Source organism: Polynucleobacter sp. JS-Polo-80-F4, assembly GCF_018881965.1.
Taxonomy (GTDB): Bacteria; Pseudomonadota; Gammaproteobacteria; order Burkholderiales; family Burkholderiaceae; genus Polynucleobacter.
The window spans coordinates 1-217 of record NZ_JACVPI010000010.1 but is presented as its reverse complement, the minus strand read 5'-3'; the positions used below and the strand labels follow the sequence as shown (position 1 = coordinate 217).

The following is a 217-nucleotide window of genomic DNA, read 5'->3' as shown; positions in this document are numbered from 1 at the left end:
TGATCAGATCAATGGGATCTAAGAGCCATGTGCCTGCTTTGCCATTGGTTGCGCTGGTATTAATTTGGGCAGTGGGAGCTAGCGCCACAGTTCCCTTGGAACTGGTCTCAATAAAGCCGCCATTACCCGATAAGGAGCCACCCATCGATTTAAGGATGCCGGCAACGGTGGTTTTTACTTCAGACCAGATGGCAATGGCTCCGCCATTGCCGGCACT

General features: G+C 52.1%; 1 pseudogene. It reads right to left on the bottom strand.

What is annotated here, in order from left to right:
* A pseudogene (locus ICN20_RS10225) lies at positions 1-217 on the bottom strand (hemagglutinin); the annotation flags it as partial.